Annotated in this window: 17 protein-coding genes and 1 pseudogene; 1 reads left to right on the top strand and 17 read right to left on the bottom strand. The window is 69.3% G+C overall.

What is annotated here, in order from left to right; translation table 11 throughout:
• Positions 1 to 37: 37 nt before the first annotated feature.
• The 12 genes from AC07AG_RS32045 to AC07AG_RS31990 all read right to left on the bottom strand — a co-directional run bounded on the left by AC07AG_RS32045 (position 38) and on the right by AC07AG_RS31990 (position 12,177).
• Positions 38 to 2,848 carry a DEAD/DEAH box helicase gene (locus AC07AG_RS32045; protein ID WP_478759618.1) on the bottom strand — a complete coding sequence of 937 codons (2,811 nt, stop codon included), beginning with the start codon at positions 2,846 to 2,848 and terminating at the stop codon, positions 38 to 40.
• Positions 2,849 to 2,900: 52 nt separating this feature from the next.
• On the bottom strand, positions 2,901 to 3,809 hold the full coding sequence (locus AC07AG_RS32040) for a diacylglycerol kinase (RefSeq protein WP_478759617.1): 909 nt from the start codon (positions 3,807 to 3,809) through the stop codon (positions 2,901 to 2,903).
• A 17-nt stretch (positions 3,810 to 3,826) separates the two neighbouring features.
• Positions 3,827 to 4,789, bottom strand: coding sequence for a twin-arginine translocase subunit TatC (gene tatC, locus AC07AG_RS32035; RefSeq protein ID WP_478759616.1), 963 nt, complete (start codon positions 4,787 to 4,789; stop codon positions 3,827 to 3,829).
• A 47-nt stretch (positions 4,790 to 4,836) separates the two neighbouring features.
• Positions 4,837 to 5,127 carry a Sec-independent protein translocase subunit TatA gene (gene tatA, locus AC07AG_RS32030; protein ID WP_344520689.1) on the bottom strand — a complete coding sequence of 97 codons (291 nt, stop codon included), beginning with the start codon at positions 5,125 to 5,127 and terminating at the stop codon, positions 4,837 to 4,839.
• A gap of 250 nt (positions 5,128 to 5,377) precedes the next feature.
• On the bottom strand, positions 5,378 to 5,575 hold the full coding sequence (locus AC07AG_RS32025) for a hypothetical protein (RefSeq protein WP_249590995.1): 198 nt from the start codon (positions 5,573 to 5,575) through the stop codon (positions 5,378 to 5,380).
• 9 nt (positions 5,576 to 5,584) lie between these two features.
• Entirely contained in the window at positions 5,585 to 5,836 is a 252-nt protein-coding gene (locus AC07AG_RS32020) for a hypothetical protein (protein ID WP_249590994.1), read from the bottom strand.
• A gap of 11 nt (positions 5,837 to 5,847) precedes the next feature.
• The gene (locus AC07AG_RS32015; protein WP_478759615.1) at positions 5,848 to 6,873 is read right to left on the bottom strand and encodes a helix-turn-helix transcriptional regulator; all 1,026 of its coding nucleotides are present in this window, start codon (positions 6,871 to 6,873) and stop codon (positions 5,848 to 5,850) included.
• A 14-nt stretch (positions 6,874 to 6,887) separates the two neighbouring features.
• The gene (locus AC07AG_RS32010) at positions 6,888 to 7,841 is read right to left on the bottom strand and encodes a helix-turn-helix transcriptional regulator (protein ID WP_478759614.1); all 954 of its coding nucleotides are present in this window, start codon (positions 7,839 to 7,841) and stop codon (positions 6,888 to 6,890) included.
• A 138-nt stretch (positions 7,842 to 7,979) separates the two neighbouring features.
• The gene (locus AC07AG_RS32005) at positions 7,980 to 8,354 is read right to left on the bottom strand and encodes an FKBP-type peptidyl-prolyl cis-trans isomerase (protein WP_478759613.1); all 375 of its coding nucleotides are present in this window, start codon (positions 8,352 to 8,354) and stop codon (positions 7,980 to 7,982) included.
• 60 nt (positions 8,355 to 8,414) lie between these two features.
• On the bottom strand, positions 8,415 to 9,416 hold the full coding sequence (locus AC07AG_RS32000; RefSeq protein ID WP_478759951.1) for an FKBP-type peptidyl-prolyl cis-trans isomerase: 1,002 nt from the start codon (positions 9,414 to 9,416) through the stop codon (positions 8,415 to 8,417).
• Positions 9,417 to 9,546: 130 nt separating this feature from the next.
• Complete coding sequence (pafA, locus tag AC07AG_RS31995; protein ID WP_135334215.1) at positions 9,547 to 10,908, bottom strand: Pup--protein ligase; 1,362 nt, start codon at positions 10,906 to 10,908, stop codon at positions 9,547 to 9,549.
• A 9-nt stretch (positions 10,909 to 10,917) separates the two neighbouring features.
• A complete protein-coding gene (locus AC07AG_RS31990; RefSeq protein ID WP_478759612.1) occupies positions 10,918 to 12,177 on the bottom strand; it encodes an MFS transporter in 1,260 nt (419 codons plus the stop codon).
• Between the two features lie 133 nt (positions 12,178 to 12,310).
• On the opposite strand from AC07AG_RS31990, the gene AC07AG_RS31985 reads away from it, so the two are divergent.
• Positions 12,311 to 13,336 (top strand): LacI family DNA-binding transcriptional regulator, encoded by a 1,026-nt coding sequence (locus AC07AG_RS31985; protein WP_478759611.1) that lies wholly within the window; start codon positions 12,311 to 12,313, stop codon positions 13,334 to 13,336.
• A 72-nt stretch (positions 13,337 to 13,408) separates the two neighbouring features.
• On the opposite strand, the gene prcA is transcribed toward AC07AG_RS31985, so the two are convergent.
• From prcA to dop, 5 genes and pseudogenes are all read right to left on the bottom strand, one after another.
• Positions 13,409 to 14,209 carry a proteasome subunit alpha gene (gene prcA, locus AC07AG_RS31980; protein WP_478759610.1) on the bottom strand — a complete coding sequence of 267 codons (801 nt, stop codon included), beginning with the start codon at positions 14,207 to 14,209 and terminating at the stop codon, positions 13,409 to 13,411.
• A 53-nt stretch (positions 14,210 to 14,262) separates the two neighbouring features.
• A complete protein-coding gene (gene prcB / locus AC07AG_RS31975; protein ID WP_344520699.1) occupies positions 14,263 to 15,108 on the bottom strand; it encodes a proteasome subunit beta in 846 nt (281 codons plus the stop codon).
• A pseudogene (locus AC07AG_RS31970) lies at positions 15,060 to 15,266 on the bottom strand (endonuclease domain-containing protein); the annotation flags it as partial. The pseudogene AC07AG_RS31970 and the gene prcB, both read right to left, overlap by 49 nt.
• A 91-nt stretch (positions 15,267 to 15,357) precedes the next feature.
• Positions 15,358 to 15,576, bottom strand: coding sequence for a ubiquitin-like protein Pup (locus tag AC07AG_RS31965; protein ID WP_249590985.1), 219 nt, complete (start codon positions 15,574 to 15,576; stop codon positions 15,358 to 15,360).
• A 124-nt stretch (positions 15,577 to 15,700) separates the two neighbouring features.
• On the bottom strand, positions 15,701 to 17,212 hold the full coding sequence (gene dop / locus AC07AG_RS31960; RefSeq protein ID WP_249590984.1) for a depupylase/deamidase Dop: 1,512 nt from the start codon (positions 17,210 to 17,212) through the stop codon (positions 15,701 to 15,703).
• Between the last annotated feature and the right edge of the window lie 68 nt (positions 17,213 to 17,280).

Below are 17,280 nucleotides of genomic sequence, written 5' to 3'. Positions count from 1 at the left end.
GGGGAATCGGATTCCCCGGACCCGCCCCGGCCCACCGTCACCCGACCGAGCTGTACGCCACCACACCCCGCAGCAGCTGATCCACGGCCTTGCGGGCGTTCTTCCCCACGGTGGATCCCTCACGGGGAGCGGCCGCGGAGATCTGCCCGAGGACATCGATCACCTGCTTGCACCACCGCACGAAGTCCCCCGCGGGCATCTCGATCTCCCGCAGCACCTCGTCGAGTCCCTTGTCCGACGCCCACATGTACGCCGCCCAGGCGAACCCGAGATCCGGCTCACGCTGCCCGACCCCTTCCGCCTGGTTGATCTTGAACTCTTCCTCCAGGGCATCGAGCCGCCCCCAGATCCGCACCATCTCGCCGAGCGAGGCCTTCACCTTCCCGGAGGGCAGCTTGGGGGCGAGCGCATCGTCCGCCATCCGGGCCTCGAACACCAACGCCGAGACGCACGCGGCCAGTTCGGCCGGGCTGAGCCCCTCCCACACGCCTTCCCGCAGGCATTCGCTCGCCAGGAGATCCAGCTCTCCATAGAGCCGGGCGAGCCGCTTGCCGTGCTCGGTGACCTCGTCACCCCGGAGGTAGTCCATCTCGGTGAGCAGCGCGACGATCCGGTCGAAGGTCCGCGCGATGGTGTTCGTGCGCCCCTCGATCCGCCGCTCCAGCTGGACGGTGTCCCGGCGCAGGCGGTAGTAGCGCTCGGCCCACCGCGCGTGGTCCTCGCGCTCGTCGCACCCGTGGCAGGGGTGCGCCCGCAGTTCCGTACGGAGCCGGGCGATCTCCTGGTCGTCGGCCGCGGCGGCGCGCCCCTTGCGGTGCCGCTCGGGAACGATGTGCCCGGCCTTCGTGCGCAGCGCGGAGGCCAGGTCCCTGCGCGACTGCGGCGAGCGCGCGTTGAACGACTTCGGGATGCGCATCCGCTCAAGGGCCTCGACCGGCACCGGGAAGTCCATCGAGGCGAGCCGCTTGACCTGCCGCTCGGCGGTGAGCACCAGGGGCCTGGGCCCGTCCTGGTGCTCGAAGCCGCGGTGGCCGTTGACCCGGCCCGCGGGAATCCCCGGATCCAGGACGAGCGCGAGCCCCGCGTACTTCCCGGTCGGCACGTGGATGACGTCGCCGGGCTTGAGCTTCTCCAGGGCGGCGGCCGCGGCCACCCTGCGCTGGTTGGCGCCCTGCTTGGCGAGCTCGGTCTCCCGGTCCTTCAGCTCGCGGCGCAGGCGGGCGTACTCGTCGAAGTCGCCCAAGTGGCAGGTCATCGAGGCCTTGTAGCCCTCCAGGCCCTCTTCGTTCTTCTGCACCTGGCGCGAGATCCCGACGACGGACTTGTCGGCCTGGAACTGCGCGAAGGACGTCTCCAGGAGCTCACGCGAGCGGTGCCGCCCGAACTGCTCGACCAGATTCACCGCCATGTTGTACGACGGCTTGAAGCTGGACCGCAGCGGGTACGTGCGCGTGCCAGCCAGTCCCGCGAGGTGCTCCGGGCTCATGGCGCGCTGCCACAGGACCACCGCATGGCCCTCGACGTCGATGCCCCGGCGCCCGGCACGGCCGGTCAGCTGGGTGTACTCGCCGGGGGTGATGTCCGCGTGCTGCTCGCCGTTCCACTTGACGAGCTTCTCCAACACCACGCTGCGCGCGGGCATGTTGATGCCGAGCGCGAGCGTCTCGGTGGCGAAGACGGCGCGCACGAGCCCGCGCACGAAGAGCTCCTCGACGACCTCCTTGAAGGTCGGCAGCATGCCCGCGTGGTGCGCGGCGATGCCGCGCTCCAGGCCTTCCAGCCATTCGTAGTAACCAAGGACGTGCAGGTCCTCGTCCGGGATGGCGGCCGTGCGCTCCTCGACGATCTCGCGGACCTGGGCCCGCGCGTCCTCGTCGTTCAGCCGCAGTCCCGCGTGCAGGCACTGCTGCACGGCGGCCTCGCAGGCCGCGCGGCTGAAGATGAACGTGATCGCGGGAAGGAGACCTTCGGAGTCGAGCCGGTCGATGACCTCGGGCCGGCCCGGCGTCCAGATCCGCGACCGCTGCCTGCGCTCGCGCTCCCGGTCGGCCTCGCGGATCATCTTGCCCTTGCGGCGGTCGCGCGGGTTGTACGAACGGCTGGCCTCCATCCGCGCCATGCGCGTGAGGTCGGGGTTGACGGCCTTTCGCTGGCCCTCGCCCTCCTCGAAGAGGTCGTACATCCGGCGCCCGGCGAGGACGTGCTGGAACAGCGGCACGGGCCGGTGCTCCGAGACGATCACCTGGGTGTCGCCGCGCACGGTGTCCAGCCAGTCGCCGAACTCCTCGGCGTTCGAGACGGTCGCCGACAAGGAGACCAGCGTCACCGACTCCTGGAGGTGGATGATCACCTCTTCCCAGACGGCGCCACGGAAGCGGTCGGAGAGGTAGTGCACCTCGTCCATCACCACATAGCCGAGGTTCAGGAGCGACTGCGAGCCCGAATACAGCATGTTCCGCAGCACTTCGGTGGTCATCACGACCACCGGGGCATCGGAGTTGACGCTGTTGTCGCCGGTCAGCAGACCGACCTTGTCCGCGCCGTATCTCTTGGAGAGGTCGGCGTACTTCTGGTTGGAGAGCGCCTTGATGGGGGTCGTGTAGAAGCACTTCTTGCCCTGCATCAGGGCCAGGTGCACGGCGAACTCGCCGACGATCGTCTTGCCCGAGCCCGTGGGGGCGGCCACGAGCACACCCTTGCCCGCCTCGAGCGCCTGACAGGCCTCGATCTGGAAGGGGTCGAGGCCGAATTCGTACATCTCGCGGAAGCCAGCGAGTGCGGTGGCCTGCTCAGCAGCGCGCTCGCGCGCCGCCGCATACCGCTCGGCCGGTGAGAGGTCCTCTGTCATCGTGCTTTCGAGACTACCGGCCACCACTGACAACGGACGATCATTATCTGCCTTACGGCGCCCACGGCCCTTCGGGCACCAGGACCCGCACGGCCCCCGGCACGCACTCCGCCGTCAGGGGAAGCCCGCCGAGCTGCTCCCCGTCCGCGTATCCGGTGACTCCCGGGGCCGCGAGCTCCACCTTCGCGGCCCGGAACACGGTGACCTTGGGGTGGTCGAGGTGCGTGCCCTTGTAGACCTGCGGGAAGACCTTCAGGAGCGTCGTACGGCTGCAGTCGCCGACGACCGTGACGTCGAAGAGCCCGTCGCTCATGTCGGCCCGCGCGCAGATCTTCATGCCCCCGCCGTACGACGATCCGTTCCCCACGGCGACGAGCGTCGCGTCGACCTCGTGGACCCGGCCGTCGTCCAGCGTGATCCGGTACGGGATGGGCCGGAAGGCGGCCAGCTCGGCGGCCATCGCGAGGTCGTACTTGAAGCGCCCGGTGGGCCAGCGCATCCGGTTGCCCCGGTCGTTGACCCGCGAGTCGAAGCCGGAGGCGAGCACGGTGCCGAACCACGTCTTGCCCACCCGCCCCAGGTCGACGTCGCGCGTGCGCCCCGCTTCGAGCGCGTCGGCGACGACCGTCCCTGCGGCGGCCGGATCGCGGACCGGGAGCCCCAGGGCGCGTGCGAAGTCGTTGCCCGTGCCCACGGCGATCACCCCCAGGGGCGTCTGCGTACGGGCGACGGCCTGGAGGGCGAGGCTGGCCATGCCGTCACCGCCGACGGCTATCAGCGCGCGCGTACCGGCGTCGACGGCCTCACGGGCCCGGCGCAGCGCGTCGGCGGCGTCCTCGCCGATGACCGTGCGCACGGAGAAGCCTGCGGCACGCAACGCCGAAGCGGCCGGCTGCGCTGCGTGAGCGCCCCGGCCGCGGCCCGCGGTGGGATTGACGAAGAGGGTGATCTCGCTGGTCACGGCCGGACCCTACAAGGTCAGGTCACGTCGTCGAAACCGTTTACCCGGTCTCGGTTCGCGCCGTCGCCGCTCGCCTGCTCGGGCAGCGCCCTGTTCGCGGACACGGGCTCGATCTCGCCGACGTCCTCGGGGGTGAGGTCGAGGTCGGAGGCCTCGTCGTCATCGGGCCCCGCGGCGTCGATCCTGGCCTTGCGCCGGTCGTTCATGAGCGAGAAGGCGGTGGCCGCGAAGTACAGCACCCAGATCGGACCGGCGAGCATCATCATGGTCAGCGGGTCGGTGCTGGGCGTCGCCACAGCCGCGAAGACCGTGATGCCCATGATCATGCCGCGCCACCAGCCGAGCATCCGCTTGCCGGTGAGCACCCCGGTGAGGTTCAGCATCACCAGCAGGAGCGGCAGCTCGAAGGAGAGGCCGAAGACGATCACCATGCGGGTGACCAGGTCGATCAGCTCGTCCAGGGGCAGCTGGTTGTCGACACCGCCGGGGGAGAATTCGAGCAGCACGCGGGCCATCGTCGGCAGCGTCTTGTACGCGAAGAAGCCGCCGCCCAGGAAGAGCGGGAAACCGGCGCCCACGAACGCGTACGCGTACTTCTTCTCGCTGCGGTGCAGGCCCGGGGCCACGAAGGCCCACAGCTGGTAGAGCCAGATCGGCGAGGCCAGCACCACGCCGGCCATCAGGGAGATCTTCAGCGCGAGCGTGAACGGCGTGATCAGACCGTTCAGGACGATGCGCGCGCAGGTCTCCTCGCCGCCCTTGTCCGCCAGCTCGGCGAAGCTCGACTCGCACCCTACGGAGCTAAGGATCGGGTTCGTGAAGAACTCGATGATGTCCTTGTAGAAGAAGGCAGCGACGATCGCGACGACGATGATGGCCAGCACGGCCTTCGCGAGCCGGTTGCGGAGCTCGCGCAGGTGCTCCGCAAGCGGCATCCGCCCCTCGGGATCCTGTTCCTTCTTGCGGGCAGACTTGAGCAACCCACGTCCTCATCTCGTGCGGCAGGCCGGCCGTCGCCGGCCTTGGATCAGCGCTTAGTCGTGCTGTCGGTGGGCTCGGTGACCGGACGCGAGCTGGTCACGTCGCCGGGCGCGGCCTGGATGGTGCGCGGCTGGGCGGCGGAAGGGTCGCTGGGCGGGTCGGCCGGGGCGGCTTCGTCCTTCTTGCCGTCCGTCTTCATCGCCTTCGCCTCGCTCTTGAGGATGCGCGCGGACTTGCCGAGCGACCGGGCCATGTCGGGAAGCTTCTTCGCGCCGAACAGCAGAACGATGACGACGAGAATGAGAATGATCTCGGGGGCGCCGATCTTTCCGAACATAGGTCTTTACCTTCTCACCGAGGCGGCAGGGGCGGGGCTGCCGGACAGGCCGGACTTGCTGTCCGGCCACCGTGCTGGCAGCGATCGTAACGCTCAGGGGTGAACGCAGGGCAATCCCTGTGCGTACTCCCAGTTGCGGCCCGCGCCTCGCAACTCCGGGCCACTTCAGCAGCGTACCTGCCGGACAAGGGAAGTTGACAGGCCGCGGTGTCGATGCGCGCCCCTGTGGCACCGACGGGTTTCACAGGATCTAAAGGACATCTCGGCCCGCACGGGCCACACCGGTCGCCGCCGCTTCGAGATCCTCCGCCGCGCGGTTGATCCGCTGTGTGGTCTCCGTCACCTGAGTGCTGAGGCGCTGCGCCTCGATGAAGACCCGGATCGCCAGTACGCCGAGCACGGCGAGGCCACAGAACCCCGCGGCAATCGCCAGCATCGCCCAGAACATGCGCCGAGCCTAGACGGTCGAGTGCAGACGCAGCGTCCGCACCCCGCCGCCGGTGAGCAGTTCGACGATGCGCTCGCCCGCGGACTTGCGCACCGCGTTGCCGCACTCGGGGCACGTGAACGAGTAGAAGGTGGTGCGGGCCGAGGCGCCGATGACCAATCGCAGGGCACCCGCGGAGAGTTCGAAGCGGGCGCGGCAGTCGGGGCAGGCGGCCTTGAAGAGCACGGGGGCGATTCTCGACATTCCGGGAATCTCGGACATGATGCTGGTGTTCAACGTCCTTGCTCCTGCCTGTCGTACGCCCCACCGGGGTGCTGGTCGTGCTCATCGTGCTCGTCGTGCTTGTCGTGCTTGTCGTAGGCCGCGAGCGCCTCACGCGCCGCCAGCCGTGCGCTGTCCGCGAGATCCGCGGGCGAGACGATGTGCCCGTCCCCGCCGAGCCTGAGGGCGAGCCTGCGCAGCGAGGTGGGGTCCGGGGTGCGCAGCGTGATCCGCAGACCGCCGTCGGCCCGTTCCTCCGCGCTGTCGTGGGGGTAGTACTCGGCGACCCAGCGGCCGCCGGGGCCGACCTCGATGACCACCTCGGGGTCCTCGGCGGCGGGCTGCACGAGCCCCTCGGAGAGATCGCGCAGTTCGACCTCGGGCGGCGACGACGGCTCGTCCATGATCCTGATCTCGGCCACCCGGTCGAGGCGGAAGGTGCGGCGCGCCTCGGAGAGGTAGCACCACGCCTCCATGTACGTGTGCCCGACCGCGAAGAGCCGGATCGGGTCCACCTCGCGCTCGGTGAGCTCGTCGCGCGCGGGCGAGTAGTAGCGCAGCCAGAGCCTGCGCCGCTCGGAGATGGCGCGGTCGACGTCGGCGAAGACGCCGCCCTCGGACTCGAAGGTCACCGAGAGCCGCGCACTGGCGCCCGCGTTCTCGCCGGCCGCCGTCTCCAGCTTCGCGGTGGCGCGCACCAGCGCCTGCCGGTCGCTCTCGCGCAGCCCCGGCAGCGTGGAGACCGCGCGGGCGGCCACCAGGAGCGCGGTGGCCTCGTCGGCGGCGAGCCGCAGGGGGGCCGCCACGTCGTCCGGGTTGTGCCACCAGATGCGGTCGCCGTCGGTGTCGATGTCGAGCAGGTCGCCGCCGCGGAAGCTGGTCCCGCACAGCGGCAGCACGTCCAGGTCGGAGATCAGCTCGTCCTCGGTGATCCCGAAGGCGCGGGCGACGTCACTGACGTGGGCGCCGGGGCGCTCGCGCAGATACGTCACCAGGGAGAGCATCCGCCGGGTCTGGTCGATGGCGTTCGAGGCCATGGTCGTACGTCCCCTCAGCCCTTGGCCACGGCGCGCAGCCGGTCCACCACGTCGGCCCGCAGCTCGGCGGGTTCAAGGACCACCACATCGGGCCCGAACTCCACCAGCCAGGCGTCGAGCCCGTGCCCGTACGGAATCTCCAACTCGTCCCACCCCTCGCCCACTTCACGTATCTGGGCGGCCTTGGCGCGCAGCGGATAGCCCGCGCCCGTACGCAGTCTGATCAGGGCGGAGCGGTCGGCGCTCTCACCCGCCCAGCTCGCGACCGTCTCACGCACCGTGACCACATCGGGGATGTCGGCGGTGAACTTGCCGGCGCGGGCGCGGACCTTCCCGGTGATGCGGGAGAGCCTGAAGACGCGCTCGGCGCCGCGGTCGCGGTCCCAGCCCGCGAGGTACCAGTGGCCGCGCCAGCACTCCAGGGCCCACGGCTCGACGTGACGCTGCTCGGGGCGTGCCGCGGTGGCCTTGCGGTAGTCGAAGACGACGGGGCGGCGGTCGCGGCAGGCGAGCATCAGCGGCTCGAAGGACGCCTCGTGCACGGGGATGCGCGGCTCCAGGGCGCTGTGCGCCCCCTGCGGCTCGGCGTCCTCCGGAAGGCCTGCGGCGCGCAGCTTCTGCAGGGCGCCACTGGCCGCTCCGGCGAGGCGTGCCTGCTGCCAGACCTTGGCGGCGAGGCCGAGCGCGGCGGCCTCCTCGGCGTCGATGGTGATGGGCGGGAGGCGGTTGCTGTCGCGGCGCGCGAGATAGCCCACCTCGCCGTCGAGGTTCTCCACCGTCTCGATGACCAGGCCGAGTTCGCGCAGATCGTCCTTGTCGCGCTCGAACATCCGGTTGAAGGAGTCGTCGGACCCCGCCTCCAGATAGGCCTCGATGGACTCACGCAGCTCGCGCTTGCTGAGCGGTCGCCGGGTCCCGAGCAGACACAGCGCCAGATTCATCAGCCGCTCGGCCTTGGCAATGGCCATCGACGCCCTTTCTCAACAGTGCTTCCGACCGCCGACCGTACCGCCCCGGGGTGTCCCGGCAAAAGCCGAGGGCCCATGCCAGGACAGGCATGGACCCTCGGTGGACAGGTCTGATCAGACCCTGGCCCCAGTCGTCGCTCAGACGCCCACGAGGTCGCAGACGAAGATCAGCGTCTCGCCGGGCGCGATACGGCCGCCACCGGCGCCGCGGTCGCCGTACGCGAGGTGGGAGGGGATGGTCAGCTCGCGCCGGCCACCGACCTTCATGCCCTGGACGCCCTGGTCCCAGCCGGCGATGACCTGGCCGGCGCCGAGCTGGAACTCCAGCGGGGTGCCGCGGTTCCAGCTGGCGTCGAACTCCTCGCCGCTGCTGAAGGCGACGCCCACGTAGTGGACCTTGACGAAGTCGCCCGCCTTGGCGACCGCCCCGTCACCCTCCCAGATTTCCTTGATCTGCAGTTCGGCCGGCGGCTCGCCGACCGGGAAGTCGACCTCGGGCTTGTCAATGCTCACGAAAATGCTCCTGCTTGATACGGATGGTCATGCGCGGACAGTCTTGCATCTTGCCCGGCATCACATCTTCGCGAGGATGTCCACGGAGAAGACCAGCGTGGAGTCCTTCTTGATGGTGCTGCCCTGCGGGGGCTGGTCGCCGTAACCGAGATCCGGCGGGACGACGACCAGGACGCGGCTGCCGACCTTCTTGCCGGTCAGGCCCTGCGCCCAGCCCTTGACGACCTGCGCCAGCTGGAACGAGGCGAGCTCGCTGCGCTTGTACGAGGAGTCGAACTCCTTGCCGTCGGCCCACAGCACGCCCTTGTACTGGCACAGGAGGCTGTCGGTCGCCTTGATCTCGTCGCCGTCGCCCTCGAGGATGTAGTTCGCGACGAGCTTCTTCGGGGCGGCCTTCTTCGGGACGTCGATCTTGGGGGCCTTGCCGTCCGTGTTCGTGCCGACCTTGGGGAGGTCGATGTTGGACTGCGCGACCTCCTTGCCCTTGGCCGAGCTCTTGTTCGTGAAGGTGCCCACGAGGTCCACGACGAACACCAGCGTGTCCGTGCCCTTGATGCCCGCCTGCTTGTTGCCCTCGGTGCCGTAACCCATCTTCGGCGGGATCGCGAGCTCCACGCGGCTGTCGAGCTTCTTGCCGACCAGAGCCTGGTCCCAGCCGGGGATGACCTGACCGACGCCGATCGGGAAGACCGTGGGGTTGCCCCGGTCGTACGAGTTGTCGAAGACCTTCGCCGTGGCCCAGATCTGGCCGAGGTAGTTGGCCTGGAGGTAGTCGCCCTTCTTGACCTCGTCGCCCTTGCCCTCGATCAGCGTCTTGACCGCGAGGTCCGACGACGGCTTGCCGGACCCCTTGGCGACGGTCGGCTTCTGCCCGAACTTCGTCCCCTTCGTGATCTCGGGCACGGGCCCGTCAACGATCTTCGCCGTCGGCGCGGCCGACGTCGAGTTGGAAGGGGACGGGCTGTCGCTTGACTTGGCCTTGTCGGCCTTTTTGTCGTCACCACAGCCGGCCAGCGTGAGCAGGCCGGCCGGAACAGCAAGGAGAAGTGAGCGTCGGCGCACGGTGGGGGCCTCGTATCGGTCGATCTTGTCGGTTGGCGTGCGCGCAACTCTACGCATGGAGAAGGGCGCCGTACGAGGAACGTACGGCGCCCCGCGTTGCGTTCCCGCAACGCATCTCCTGTATCAGGGGTTACATACCGGCGATCAGTTTCTCCACCCGGTCGTCCACCGACCGGAAGGGGTCCTTGCACAACACCGTGCGCTGTGCCTGGTCGTTGAGCTTCAGGTGCACCCAGTCGACCGTGAAGTCGCGGCGCTGCTCCTGGGCCCTGCGGATGAAGTCGCCGCGCAGCCGCGCGCGGGTGGTCTGCGGCGGCACCGACTTGCCTTCGAAGATCTTCAAGTCGTTGCAGATGCGGGCGGCTTGGCCCTTCCTCTCCAGGAGGTAGTACAGCCCGCGACGGCGGTGGATGTCGTGATACGCGAGGTCTATCTGCGCGACCCGGGGATGCGACATGGTCATGTTGTTCTTCGCTCGGTACCGCTCGATGAGCTTGTACTTCATGACCCAGTCGATCTCGGTGCCGATGCGGTCGAGGTCCTCGGCCTCGATCGCGTCGAGCGTGCGGCCCCACAGCTCGAGGACCTGTTCGACCGTGCCCGTGCGGATGCCGCGGCGCTCCACGAAGTCCACGGCCTTCTCGTAGTACTCGCGCTGGACTTCGAGGGCCGATGCCTCGCGGCCGCTGGCCAGGCGCACCTTGCGGCGGCCCGTGATGTCGTGACTGACCTCGCGGATCGCCCGGATCGGGTTCTCCAGGGTCAGGTCCCGCATCACCGTGCCCGCTTCGATCATGCGCAGGACGAGGTCGGTGGCACCGACCTTCAGGAGCATGGTCGTCTCGGACATGTTCGAGTCGCCGACGATGACGTGCAGCCTGCGGTAGCGCTCGGCGTCCGCGTGCGGTTCGTCGCGGGTGTTGATGATCGGCCGGGAGCGGGTGGTCGCGGAGGAGACCCCTTCCCAGATGTGCTCGGCACGCTGGCTGACGCAGTACACGGCGCCGCGCGGAGTCTGCAGCACCTTGCCCGCGCCGCAGAGCAGCTGTCGCGTGACGAGGAAGGGAATGAGGATGTCCGCGAGCCGCGAGAACTCCCCGTGCCGGGCCACCAGATAGTTCTCGTGGCAGCCGTAGGAGTTTCCCGCCGAGTCGGTGTTGTTCTTGAAGAGATAGACGTCGCCCGCGATTCCCTCCTCGTGCAGGCGGCGTTCGGCGTCGACGAGCAGGCCTTCCAGAATGCGCTCGCCCGCTTTGTCGTGGGTGACCAGCTCGGTCACGTTGTCACATTCCGGTGTCGCGTATTCCGGATGTGACCCGACGTCAAGATAGAGGCGGGCGCCGTTCCGCAGAAAGACGTTGCTGCTGCGGCCCCATGAGACAACACGGCGGAAGAGGTAGCGCGCCACCTCGTCAGGCGACAGACGGCGCTGTCCCCTAAACGTGCACGTGACGCCGTACTCATTCTCCAGCCCGAAAATGCGGCGGTCCATGACTGAACATTACGCCTGATGCCCTGCCCTGAAACCGGGTTCGACGGCACCGTTTCGATCATTTTCCGATGAACCCGCAACGACCGCCGATTCTGCGGGCAGCGCGAGCGCCCGCGCCGTGGCCAGCAGAACAAGCAGCGCGGCGATTCCCGCGAGCCCCGGAACGGCGAAGCCCCACCGGGTCCCGCCCCACTCGACGACCGGCCCCGCGGCGGCCGTGCCGAGCGACGCGCCCACCGTGAACGTGGTCACGAGCCAGGAGAACGCCTCGGTGACGGTGCCCCGCGGGGCGTGCCGGTCGACGATGATGAACGCGCACGCGAGCGCCGGCGCGAGGAACACGCCCGCGACGGCCGCGAGCACCGTCATGGCGACCGCGCCGGGCATCAGCGTCAACGGCCAGTAGCAGAGGGCGAGCAGGGCCACCAGGCCGGTCAGCCGCTTCTCCGGCACGCCGGCCCACTGCCGCGCCCCGTACACCGAACCTCCGACGAGGGCGCCGAGCCCGAGCGCCGCCATCATCCAGCCGTACACCGCGTCCCCGCCGTGCCCGTCGGCGTACGACACCCCGGCGACGGTGATGGAGCCGAGCGCCATGCCGATGAACAGGAACGCGCCGAGCAGCGCGATGAGCCCGGGTGAGCGCAGCGCGCCGAGCCAGTGCGCCTCACGGGGTGCCGAGCGCCACGCGCGCGAGGGCTTCGACATCACCACGGAGAGGGCGCCCAGCAGGCCGATGACGTTCACGACGAGCAGCGCGGCCTGCTCCGACCAGAGCGCGACACAGCCCGTGATGAGCAACGGTCCGACAGTGAACATGACTTCCTGGGCGATGGCGTCCATGGCGTACGCCGTGTGCACCTGCTCCTCCTTGCCCAGGACGCTCGGCCACAGCGCGCGCAGGCCGCCCTCCAGGGGTGGCGTGAAGAGGCCGGCCACGCCCACCGCCACGTACGCCAGGCCGAGCGAATCGGGACCGGTGAAGGCGAAGCCCGCCATGCCGAGGGCGGAGACGAGCGCCGAGGGGAGCTGGACGCGCGGCTGCCCGTACAGGTCCACCAGGCGGCCGAGCAGCGGCTGCCCCACCGCGTTGGCCACGCCGTACACCGCGGCGAGAGCGCCGGCCAGGCTGTACGTGCCGCCCTCGGCGCGGATGAACAGCACGATGGCGATCGCGGCCGTCGCGTTCGGCAGCCGGCCCACGAGGGTGCCCGCCAGCAGCCGCCCGGCGTATCTCGTCCGGAGGATCTCCGCGTATCCGGCAGCCATGCTTCCCGCCCCTCCCCCTGGTGCCGTCACACCGAGGTTTTACGTATAACTTCGGGCATCATACGTACCATGAGCGCTCACCGCGGGTCCACCCCGATCGCGCCCCGCGGGACCGACCTGGGAGGTACCAGAAGTGGCCGGGCCACAGCAGGAGGCCGCAGGGCCACGCCCCACGAGCCGCGACGTCGCACGGGCCGCCGGGGTGTCCCAGGCCACCGTCTCCCTCGTGTTCGGCGAGAAGTGGCGCGGGCGCGTCGCCGAGCGCACCGCGGAACGCGTCCGTGACACCGCCCGCGAGCTGGGCTACCGCCCGAACCTCGCGGCCCGCAATCTCCGCCTCGGCCGCACCAGGACGGCCCTCCTCGTGGTCCCCGCCCTCACGAACGAGTTCTTCGCCCGCGTCTACACCGGGGCCGCCCGCGTCGCCGCCGAGAACGGCTTCGGAGTCGTCCTCTACCCCTCCCCCGACGGCATCGGCCCCGCCCGCGACCCCTTCGACTCCAGCCGCGCCGCCCTCGACGGGATCCTCGCCTCCTCCATCGCCTCCGACGCCCTCGCCACCATCCAGGGCGACGCGCTCCCCCTGGTCATGCTCGACAGCGACCCGGCGGGCAGCCTCGGCGCGGCCACCGTCAACCTCGACATCGGCGACGGCATGCGCCGGACGGCCGAGCATCTGCTGGCCCTGGGCCACCGCGACTTCCTGCACCTGGCCGCGGGCGTCGACTCCTGGACCTTCGACGTACGCTCCGAGGCCCTCGCGGAGGCGCTGAGGGGCACCGACGCGGCCGTACGCACCGTCCGGGCACCCCTCACCGTCGACGACGCCCGCACGGCCGCCGAGGCCGCCCTCCGCGCGCCGGGGCCCCGCCCCACCGCGCTCGTCTGCGACGACGACATCCTCGCCGCGGGTGCCTGCAAGGCGGCCCGCAGACTGGGCCTGCGCGTGCCCGAGGACCTCTCGGTGACCGGCTTCGACGACCTCACTCTGGCGACCGCCGTGGAACCCGAACTCACCACCGTGCGGCTGCCCGCGGAACAGTTCGGGGAACGCGGCATGACGGCCCTGCTCGCCGTCCTCGACGGCCACAGGCCCCGGCCCGACACCCTCCCCGTCGAGCTCGTGATCCGCGGCTCGACGGCCCCCGCGGCCCGCTAGCCCCTCCACACATGCGGGCGCCCCGCGCCCCGGCCTCACGGCCAGGACACGGGGCGCACACGACGAACCGGACTACTCCTCGGTGGACCCGGAGCCGGAGCCGGACCCGGAGTCCGAACCGGAGTCGGCGTCCGGCTCTTCGTTGTCGGACTCGGCGTCCGTGGGCGCCGACGCACCGCCTTCGAGCAGCCGCGCGAGCTGACGCCCGACGATCCGCTTGAACTTCCGCTGCTGCGGCCTCGTACGGTCGAGGACCGCCACCTCGAGCCGCTCCGCGGGGATCTCCCGCTCGCTGCCGTTGGTGTCGCGGGACAGCGACTGCACGGCCAGCTTCAGCGCCTCGGCGAGCGACATCCCGTCACGATGACGCTGATCGAGATACGTGCTGATCTGCTCGGCATTGCCGCCGACCGCGACCGAGCCGTGCTCGTCCACGATCGAACCGTCATGCGGCAGCCGGTAGATCTGATCGGCGTCAGCCGTGGCGCCCACCTCGGCGACGACCAACTCCACCTCGTAGGGCTTCTCCGCCTGGCTCGAGAAGATCGTGCCCAGCGTCTGGGCATAGACGTTCGCGAGCCCACGGGCCGTCACATCGTCGCGGTCGTACGTGTACCCACGGAGATCGGCGTACCGCACGCCGCCGATCCGGAGGTTCTCGTACTCGTTGTACTTGCCGGCGGCCGCGAAGCCGATCCGGTCATAGATCTCGCTGAACTTGTGCAGCGCACGGGACGGGTTCTCGCCGACGAACACGATGCCATCGGCGAACTGCAGCACAACAAGGCTGCGACCACGGGCGATGCCCTTGCGGGCGTATTCCGCCCGGTCGGCCATGGCCTGCTGGGGTGAGACATAGAACGGCGTCGACACCGGCTATCCGTCCCTTTCTGTCAGTGACTCAGTCAGTGGCGAATACGGATCGATCAGAGCAGCGAGGCCCGCGGGCCGTCGGGCTGCTCCAGGCGCCGCTCAAGGATCGAGCGGGCGATCTCGGAGGACTCGTCGTCCGCCAGCCTCCGGAAACCCTCGTCGGAGATCACAGTCACGATCGGATAGATGCGGCGGGCGACATCCGGGCCACCCGTCGCCGAGTCGTCGTCCGCGGCGTCGTACAACGCCTGCACGACGAGCGTCGTCGCTTCCTGCTCTGTCAGGTCGTTGCGGTAGAGCTTCTTCATCGCACCGCGCGCGAAGACCGAACCGGAGCCGGTGGCCGCGAAACCGTGCTCCTCGGAACGGCCGCCCGTGACGTCGTAACTGAAGATGCGCCCCTTCTCGCGGTCGACGTCATACCCCGCGAAGAGCGGGACAACGGCCAGGCCCTGCATGGCCATTCCCAGATTCGACCGGATCATCGTGGAGAGACGATTGGCCTTGCCCTCCAGGGAGAGCGTGGCACCCTCGACCTTCTCGAAGTGCTCAAGCTCCAGCTGGAAGAGCTTGACCATCTCCACGGCGAGACCGGCGGTGCCGGCGATGCCGACGGCGGAGTACTCGTCGGCCGGGAAGACCTTCTCGATGTCGCGCTGCGCGATGACATTGCCCATGGTCGCCCGCCGGTCACCGGCGAGCACGACGCCGCCGGGGAACGTCGTCGCCACGATCGTCGTGCCGTGCGGCGCCTCGATCACACCCTGCGTGGGCGGCAACTGCCGGTTGCCCGGCAGGATCGCGGGCTGGTGCTCGGACAGGAAGTCCATGAAGGACGAAGAACCAGGCGTCAGGAAGGCAGCTGGTAGACGCCCGGTGCTACGAGTGTTGGCTTCCACGCGTTTCCTTCCAGGTATGCGGCCGCACGGCGGACGGTGCCGGGGTCGGATCCCAACTTGCCGATGGCCGAATTGCAGTTGAAGCACAGTACGTCAGGGACCCTACCCGCCTCATGGCAGTGATCCACATGTACGGCTGGGGCGTTGAGGCAGTTCACATCGGTTCGCGTGGACGCCGCCGGTCATGCGCGGCCCCGTACTGCGCCACGCACTCCCGGCACCACACGCGCCCTCGGCCGCCACGCCCGCTTATTGCCCGCCCTTTTGCACGAAGGACCTCACGAAGTCCTCGGCGTTCTCCTCGAGGACGTCGTCGATCTCGTCCAGGACGGAGTCCACGTCGTCGCTCAGCTTCTCCTGGCGCTCCTTGAGGTCTTCGGAGCCCTGCGCTTCCTCAGTCTGCTCCTCGACCTCCTCGGTGGAACGCGTCGCCTTCTGCTGTCCGCCGCCGGTGTCCTTGGTCGCCATCTACCTCACCCCGCTCGTTAGGTGCGATGCACTTGATCAGACCCTATAAGCCAGGTCTGACATCGGCCCCGTAGTTACTGCAACGTCCGGGGACCACCTCGATGATTCCCACACGCCGGGTCTTTCAGCCTCCGGAGAGCACCCGTACCAGATCCTCCGCCGTGCGGCAGCGGTCCAGGAGCTCCTTCACGTGGTTCCGTGTCCCGCGCAGTGGCTCCAGTGTGGGCACGCGCTGGAGCGAGTCGCGGCCCGGAAGGTCGAAGATGACCGAATCCCACGAGGCCGCGGCCACGTCGTCCGCGTACTGCTCCAGGCACCGGCCGCGGAAGTACGCGCGCGTGTCCTCCGGAGGCTTCGTCTGGGCGCGCTCGACCTGTGGCTCCTCCAGGAGGCGCTTCATCTTGCCGCGTGCCACCAGACGGTTGTAGAGGCCCTTGTCGGGCCGTACGTCCGCGTACTGGAGGTCGACCAGGTGCAGCCGCGCCGCGTCCCAGTCGAGGCTGTCACGGCGGCGGTAGCCCTCCATGAGCTCCCGCTTGGCGACCCAGTCGAGTTCCCCGGAGAGGCTCATCGGATCGCTCTCCAGACGCCCCAGGACGTCTTCCCAGCGGGTGAGGACGTCCTTGGTCTGCTCGTCGGCCTCGGAGCCGTACCGCTCCTCCACATATTTGCGGGCCAGCTCGAAGTACTCCATCTGGAGCTGGACAGCGGTGAGTGTGCGGCCGCTGCGGAGCGTGATCAGGCGCTTGAGCGTCGGATCGTGCGAGACCTGGTGGAGGGTGCGCACGGGCTGGTCGACGGCGAGATCCACCGCGATGAAGCCGTCCTCGATCATGGCGAGGACCAGGGACGTCGTGCCCAGCTTCAGATAGGTCGAGATCTCGGAGAGGTTCGCGTCGCCGATGATGACGTGCAGGCGGCGGTACTTCTCGGCATCGGAGTGCGGTTCGTCCCGGGTGTTGATGATGGGCCGCTTGAGTGTCGTCTCCAGGCCCACCTCGACCTCGAAGTAGTCGGCGCGCTGGCTGAGCTGGAAGCCGTGCTCGTGGCCGTCCTGGCCGATGCCGACACGGCCGGCGCCGGTGATGACCTGCCGGGACACGAAGAACGGTGTCAGGTGGCGCACGATGTCCGAGAAGGGGGTCTCCCGCTTCATCAGGTAGTTCTCGTGCGTGCCGTACGAGGCGCCCTTGTTGTCGGTGTTGTTCTTGTAGAGGTGGATCGGCTGGGCGCCGGGCAGCTGCGCGGCCCGTTCGGCCGCCTCCGCCATGATGCGTTCGCCCGCCTTGTCCCACAGGACGGCGTCCCAGGGATTGGTGACCTCGGGTGAGCTGTACTCGGGGTGCGCGTGGTCCACGTAGAGACGCGCCCCATTGGTGAGGATCACGTTGGCGAGGCCGATGTCCTCGTCGGTGAGCTGACTGGCATCGGCGGTCTCACGTGCGAGGTCGAAGCCCCGTGCGTCCCGCAGCGGGTTCTCCTCCTCGAAGTCCCAGCGGGCGCGTCGCGCCCGGTGCATCGCCGCGGCGTAGGCGTTGACGATCTGGGACGAGGTGAGCATGGCATTGGCGTTCGGGTGGCCGGGGACGGAGATGCCGTACTCCGTCTCGATGCCCATTACTCGCCGTACGGTCATGCGGCCCTCCTTGCCCGGCGGCGCTCCCATTCGGGTGCGGCGCTCAAGTACCGCTGGTTCTCCGGTGC

The sequence above is a fragment of the Streptomyces sp. NPDC044044 genome (genome assembly GCF_056434405.1).
This window is presented reverse-complemented; position numbering and strand designations above follow the sequence as displayed.

Bases quoted from the DNA above. Each gene is read 5' to 3' on its own strand.
- AC07AG_RS32045 (WP_478759618.1), bottom strand. From the start codon at position 2,848: ATGACAGAGGACCTCTCACCGGCCGAGCGGTATGCGGCGGCGCGCGAG.
- tatA (WP_344520689.1), bottom strand. From the start codon at position 5,127: ATGTTCGGAAAGATCGGCGCCCCCGAGATCATTCTCATTCTCGTCGTC.
- AC07AG_RS32025 (WP_249590995.1), bottom strand. From the start codon at position 5,575: ATGTTCTGGGCGATGCTGGCGATTGCCGCGGGGTTCTGTGGCCTCGCC.
- AC07AG_RS32020 (WP_249590994.1), bottom strand. From the start codon at position 5,836: ATGTCCGAGATTCCCGGAATGTCGAGAATCGCCCCCGTGCTCTTCAAG.
- AC07AG_RS32015 (WP_478759615.1), bottom strand. From the start codon at position 6,873: ATGGCCTCGAACGCCATCGACCAGACCCGGCGGATGCTCTCCCTGGTG.
- AC07AG_RS32010 (WP_478759614.1), bottom strand. From the start codon at position 7,841: ATGGCCATTGCCAAGGCCGAGCGGCTGATGAATCTGGCGCTGTGTCTG.
- pafA (WP_135334215.1), bottom strand. From the start codon at position 10,908: ATGGACCGCCGCATTTTCGGGCTGGAGAATGAGTACGGCGTCACGTGC.
- AC07AG_RS31990 (WP_478759612.1), bottom strand. From the start codon at position 12,177: ATGGCTGCCGGATACGCGGAGATCCTCCGGACGAGATACGCCGGGCGG.
- AC07AG_RS31965 (WP_249590985.1), bottom strand. From the start codon at position 15,576: ATGGCGACCAAGGACACCGGCGGCGGACAGCAGAAGGCGACGCGTTCC.
- dop (WP_249590984.1), bottom strand. From the start codon at position 17,212: ATGACCGTACGGCGAGTAATGGGCATCGAGACGGAGTACGGCATCTCC.